The sequence below is a fragment of the Vannielia sp. genome, assembly GCF_029212645.1.
In the GTDB taxonomy this organism is placed as follows: domain Bacteria; phylum Pseudomonadota; class Alphaproteobacteria; order Rhodobacterales; family Rhodobacteraceae; genus Vannielia.
Genome location: NZ_JARGND010000001.1, coordinates 1 through 5,696 on the forward strand (window position 1 = coordinate 1; position 5,696 = coordinate 5,696).

The following is a 5,696-nucleotide window of genomic DNA, read 5'->3' on the forward strand; positions in this document are numbered from 1 at the left end:
TCTCGCGGATCACCTTGCCGCCCGAGCCGATCACTTCACGGATCTTGTCGGTGGGCACCTGCATCGTTTCGATGCGGGGGGCGTGGGCCGAAAACTCGGTCCGGCCAGAGGTGAGCGCCTTGGACATCTCGCCGAGGATGTGCATCCGGGCGTCTTTGGCCTGCGACAGGGCGGTTTTCATGATTTCGGGCGTGATGCCTGCAACCTTGATATCCATCTGAAGCGAGGTGATGCCGTCTTCGGTGCCAGCCACCTTGAAATCCATGTCGCCGAGGTGATCCTCGTCGCCAAGAATGTCGGTGAGCACAGCGTAAGAGCCATCATCTTCGAGCACGAGGCCCATGGCCACACCGGCAACCGGCGCTTTGAGCGGCACACCGGCATCCATCATCGAGAGCGAACCGCCACAAACGGAAGCCATCGAAGACGAGCCGTTGGACTCGGTGATCTCCGACACCACGCGAATGGTGTAAGGGAAATCGGTGGGCGCAGGCAGAACCGCCTGAAGCGCACGCCATGCCAGCTTGCCGTGGCCAACTTCGCGGCGACCGGTAAAGCCGAAACGGCCAACTTCACCCACCGAGTAGGGCGGGAAGTTGTAGTGCAGCATGAAGTTGCTGCGGTAGTTGCCGTGCAGTGCGTCGATGATCTGCTCATCTTCGCCAGTGCCGAGCGTGGTTACCACGAGGCCCTGGGTTTCCCCACGGGTGAACAGCGCCGAACCGTGGGTCCGGGGCAGGATGCCGACTTCGCTCTGAATGTCGCGCACCTCGGTGGTGCTGCGGCCATCAATCCGCTTGCCGTTTTTCACCACGTCGCCGCGCAGGATGCCCGACTCGAGCTTCTTGAGGGCAGACCCGAGGTTTGCGTCGTCTTTCTGCTCGTCGGTGAGGGCTGCAAGGATCTTTTCCTTGGCAGCGGCCACGGCGGAAGTGCGCTCTTGCTTGTCGAGGATGGCATAGGCTGCACGCATGTCAGCTTCGCCAGCCGCTTTGACGGCCTCGAACAGCTCGGAGTAATCCGGGGGCTGATAATCAAACGGCTCTTTGGCAGCGTCTTCGGCCAGCGCGATGATGAGGTCGATCACCGGTTGGATCTGCTCATGCGCAAAGGTGACAGCGCCAAGCATCTCTTCTTCGGAGAGCTCATAAGCCTCGGACTCGACCATCATCACCGCGTCCTTGGTGCCGGCGACCACAAGGTCAAGGCGCTGGTCGGGGTTCAGGCGGAGCTGGTCCATATCCTGCACTTCGGGGTTGAGGACATAATCGCCATCCTCGAAACCAACGCGCGCAGCGGCGATCGGGCCCATGAACGGCGCACCGGAAATGGTGAGCGCCGCGGAAGCTGCGATCATCGCCACGATGTCAGGGTCATTGACCAGATCGTGCGAGAGCACGGTGCAGATGACCAGAACTTCGTTCTTGAAGCCCGGCACAAACAGCGGGCGGATCGGACGGTCGATCAGGCGGGAGGTCAGCGTCTCTTTTTCGGTTGGACGGCCTTCACGCTTGAAGAAGCCACCGGGCACTTTGCCCGCAGCGTAATACTTTTCGTTGTAGTGAACCGTCAGCGGAAAGAAATCCTGCCCCGGCTTTTGCGTTTTCGCAAAGGTCACGTTGGCCATGACCGACGTTTCGCCAAGAGTGGCGATAACAGACCCATCGGCCTGGCGGGCAACACGGCCCGTTTCAAGCGTGAGGGTCTCTTCGCCCCACTGCATGGATTTCGTCGTAATGTTGAACATATGCGTATCCTGTATGGGAGCACTCCCAGGCGTATCCCGGGTCTCCCGTTTGCATGGCGGCCCCATTGCCGCCGACCTCCTCATCATCCCATGCGCCGAGGTCAAAGCGTCACGTCTCAGATGGGCGGGCCATACAGGAAAGCGGCGCAGAAAGAAACCCGGCATCGCGGGCCGGGCCGATTTATCGCCGGATTTCGCAGCGGCAGGCTGGCTGGGCTACTCGGCCAGATGGGAGCGCGGAAGGGTGAGGTGGCGGATCATGCCGGTCTCGCTCAGGTCTGTCTCGATCCGCCCGCCGAGTTGCGACTCAACCGAGAGCGAGAGCAACCGCGCGCCAAAGCCCGGCGTAGGGGCGGCCAGATGGCCCGACCCAGAGGCCGTTTCGGCCCAGGTGATCGACAGCTCTTCGTCCCCCAGCGCCCAGCTTACAGACAGCCGGCCCTCGGGCATGGAGAGCGCGCCATACTTCGCGGCGTTGGTGGCCAGTTCGTGAAACGCCAGCGCCAGCGGGGTGGCGGCGCGGGAGCCAAGCGTCACGTCAGGGCCTTCAAAGGAGGCATTTTTCTCGGCACCGCGATAAGGCTCAACCAGCGTTTCGAGCAGGGTTTTCAGGGCAATCTCAGGTGCCTTGGCCGCACCGGCGTGGATGACCGGGGCGATCAAATCATGGGCGCGGGCCAGGGCGGTGATGCGGGCCTCCAGCGCCTCGGGCGGCTCTTTGCCCCCACGCGACAGGCGCATCAGGCCAGAGACCAGCGTGAAGAGGTTTTTCACCCGGTGGTTCAATTCCTCGACCAGAAGCTGCCGCTCGGCGACGGCCTGATGAAGGGCGATCTCACTCTCGACGATGCCGGCGATATCGGTCAGCGCCTCCATCTGCGCCTCGGTCCAATCCTGCGGCTGGCCATCAATTGCGCAAAAGCTGCCAAGCACCTCGCCGCCCGGCGCATGGACCGGCACGCCCAGATAGGCCGTCACACCCAGAGCGCCGATTGCGCCGTTATTGCGCAAAAGAGCGTGCTCGCGCGCGTCTTTCACCGCAAGCGGGCCGTCGGCGGTGACGATATACTGGCAAAAGCTGTGCGACAGCGGCGTGCCGGTTATGCCCTCATCGGCCAGCCCCTCGGCTGCCTTGAAGAACTGCTTCTTGTCATCCACCAGCGAAAACAGCGAAACCTCGGCCCCGGTGATCTGGCGGGCCAGGCGCACGGCGCGATCGAATACCTTTTCGGGCAGGGTTTCCATCATCCCCGAGGCATCAAGCGCCGTCAGCCGCGCCGGATCGTTCAGGCGGGCCTCGTGATCTGCGGGGGGCTGATCCGGGAAACGGGGAGGAGAGGCCATTGGAATCTGGTCCTGAACTGGGAGGGTCGGAGGCTCGTTTATATCAGCGGTGATGGGCCTTGCCTATAGGCCGCAAAACCTGCGAAACCCGCGCTGACAAACGAAAAACGCGCCCGGCGAGGGGCGCGTTGATGCTTTGGCGGGCCGTGTTGGCCCCTGGCTCAGCGACGGATGCCGAGCTTGCCGATGAGGTCACGATAACGGGCCTCATCCTTGTTCTTCAGATAGTCCAGCAGCTTGCGGCGCTGTGCCACCAGCTTCAGAAGGCCACGGCGGCCGTGGTTGTCCTTCTTGTGGGTTTTGAAGTGCTCGGTGAGCGTGGAAATCCGCGAGGAGAGGATGGCAACCTGAACTTCGGGCGAACCGGTGTCGCCTTCTTTGGTGCCGTGCTCTTTGATGACGCGGGCTTTTTCTTCAGCAGTAATCGACATCGGGGTCTCCTTTGATTTGGTTTATGTGAGCGGGCGCAAGCCGGGATGTCGTCCAGCAGGGTCCATGGAGAAGCCAGCCCAGGAGGGCGGACCGGGGGCGTATAGGCGATGAACCCGCAAAAGGGAAGATGATTCGCGCGGGGCTAGTTATCAGGTGTGGCGGGGGGCGTTACGGGGGCGTCACCCGTTGCGGGCCTGCCGCCGGTATCCAACTCTGGCGTGGGATCGGGGGGCGGGGAATCGGGATCGGCGGACTGTTCAACCTCTTCCAGCGCCTTCTCAACCTGCACATCGGTGCGGGCATCGGTGGTTTCAAGTTCGAGCTTGGCCGCCCAATCGGCGAGGATCGGGATATAATCAACCTGGCTGAGCAGGTAGGCGAGGATCGACACCAACACCGTCGCCCCGACCACAGAGCCAAGACCAAAGGCCATGCCGCGCAAAAGCTGAAAGCCGATCAGCCGCCAAAAGCGGGCGTAAATCTGCAGGAAGCGGTGGTTGTTAAGTTTTGAAACCTCCTCGCGCAGCGCCACGATCTCCATGCGAAGATCGGCGCGCGTTGCGTCATGGTCGGCATCGCCTGTGGCGGCATTTGCGGAGGCGGCAAGGTGCGGATCGGGATCACTCATACGGCAGAGAATAGTGGCTTGATCCCGGTTGAAAACCCCGTGCCAGCGTCACGCCGCCATCGAGGCCGGGACAAGCGTTATATCGGCCACGGTCAGCCCGACGCCACCACGCACAACGCCAACCAATTCGCCATCGGCATAAACTTCGGCTTCGCCGCCTTGGCCCAAGCCGACCGCAATCAATGGCTCATCATCGCCAGTGCTGTCGTCCCAGATCAGCGCAAGGCTGTCTTCGGTGGTGTCAAAGTCCATGATCTGGGCAACGGTGTCTTCCACAAGGTCGGGACCGAGGACAAAGATATCAGCCCCCGCGCCACCAGAGGCCACGTCGCCCGCGCCCAGCACGAGAGTATCATCGCCCTCACCGCCAAGCAGGTAGTCGGTTTCCTGATCGTCGGCGCCGGTGATGACATCATCGCCATTGCCGCCGTTGAGGTTATCGAGCCCGGCACCACCTTCAAGGAAATCATCCCCAAGGCCGCCTTCCAGATCATCATCGCCCGTGCCGCCCGAGAGCGTATCACTGCCGTCGCCGCCGGTAAGATCATCATCGCCCGCGCCGCCAGTCAGTGTATCATCACCGGAATAGCCCCAAAGCGCATCCTGCCCCTCACCCCCCTCAAGCGTGTCGTTTCCCGCCTCGCCGTGGAGGGTATCATCGCCGATCCCGCCGGAAATGATATCATCGCCGTCGTTTCCATAGGCCAGATCATCGCCCTCGTGGCCCACGAGAATATCATCGCCTTCGTAGCCGTTCATCACATCGTCTTCGCCACCGCCGTTGATCAAGTCATCCTCAGCAGAGCCCACCTGAGTGCTGCCTGCTTCAGGCTCTGTGGGGCTAAAGGGATCAGGATCCGCGAGGAGGCTATCATCAACTGTTGGATTGATCGGCGCGCCGCCATCCTCATTGCTGAAGTCGTCTTCCGGAAGGTCATCCTCTGGGGCGTTTTCCCCGATCGTTCCAATAACAGCTGAGCCGACCAGCATCGCACTCATGAGTCCAAGCAACGTGAACATGACAATTTACCCCTCATGACCGGCCCCCACCCGGACCGCTGGCAGCAGGGAACGCCCGGCTGCCAAAGACTACGCCAATGATTTAGCAGAAACCGAGAGACAAATGGTTAACCCGGGGCCAGTTCTGCAAAAAATACTCAGCAATGGTTAATGGAATCAGCGAATTGATAGGCTGGGGCTGGAATTTTGGTGTGATTGGGGAGAATATCGCGCCGATGATGGGATGGATCATACCACTTGCGCTGCTCGTCGTGGTGGCATTGCTGCTGATTCTCGGCTGGGAATTGCGGCGCAGGCGCCTGCGTGACCCGGAGTTGGCCACTGCCGAAGCCGCCCTGCGGGACGAGGCCGCGCTGGAAATCGCAGAGCAACCTCCCCTGCCCCGCCCCGGCCCCGAAGCACCGGAATTTGATATCGCTGCGTTCCAGGCCGATCTCGCCGCGATGGAGGTGGAGGAAGAGCGGAAGCGCCAAGACGACGGGGCCGAAGAGCCGCAGGCCGATGGCATTGATGCGGTGAGCGTGG

General features: G+C 61.8%; 6 protein-coding genes. 1 reads left to right on the forward strand and 5 read right to left on the reverse strand.

Features of this window, described 5'->3' with window-relative positions:
• The 5 genes from pnp to P1U55_RS00025 form a co-directional block, all read right to left on the reverse strand.
• Positions 1 to 1,747: polyribonucleotide nucleotidyltransferase (gene pnp / locus P1U55_RS00005; RefSeq protein WP_301045393.1), on the reverse strand; the 1,747-nt coding region annotated here is incomplete at its 3' end.
• 216 nt (positions 1,748 to 1,963) lie between these two features.
• Entirely contained in the window at positions 1,964 to 3,091 is a 1,128-nt protein-coding gene (locus P1U55_RS00010; protein WP_301045394.1) for a GAF domain-containing protein, read from the reverse strand.
• Positions 3,092 to 3,252: 161 nt separating this feature from the next.
• Entirely contained in the window at positions 3,253 to 3,522 is a 270-nt protein-coding gene (gene rpsO / locus P1U55_RS00015) for a 30S ribosomal protein S15 (RefSeq protein ID WP_301045395.1), read from the reverse strand.
• A 143-nt stretch (positions 3,523 to 3,665) separates the two neighbouring features.
• The gene (locus P1U55_RS00020; protein WP_301045396.1) at positions 3,666 to 4,151 is read right to left on the reverse strand and encodes a DUF5665 domain-containing protein; all 486 of its coding nucleotides are present in this window, start codon (positions 4,149 to 4,151) and stop codon (positions 3,666 to 3,668) included.
• A gap of 48 nt (positions 4,152 to 4,199) precedes the next feature.
• On the reverse strand, positions 4,200 to 5,171 hold the full coding sequence (locus P1U55_RS00025; protein WP_301045397.1) for a calcium-binding protein: 972 nt from the start codon (positions 5,169 to 5,171) through the stop codon (positions 4,200 to 4,202).
• A gap of 143 nt (positions 5,172 to 5,314) precedes the next feature.
• Here P1U55_RS00025 and P1U55_RS00030 point away from each other — a divergent pair.
• A partial coding sequence (locus tag P1U55_RS00030; RefSeq protein WP_301045398.1) for a hypothetical protein occupies positions 5,315 to 5,696 on the forward strand: 382 nt, incomplete at its 3' end.

Bases quoted from the DNA above. Each gene is read 5' to 3' on its own strand.
- P1U55_RS00010 (WP_301045394.1), bottom strand. From the start codon at position 3,091: ATGGCCTCTCCTCCCCGTTTCCCGGATCAGCCCCCCGCAGATCACGAG.
- rpsO (WP_301045395.1), bottom strand. From the start codon at position 3,522: ATGTCGATTACTGCTGAAGAAAAAGCCCGCGTCATCAAAGAGCACGGC.
- P1U55_RS00020 (WP_301045396.1), bottom strand. From the start codon at position 4,151: ATGAGTGATCCCGATCCGCACCTTGCCGCCTCCGCAAATGCCGCCACA.
- P1U55_RS00025 (WP_301045397.1), bottom strand. From the start codon at position 5,171: ATGTTCACGTTGCTTGGACTCATGAGTGCGATGCTGGTCGGCTCAGCT.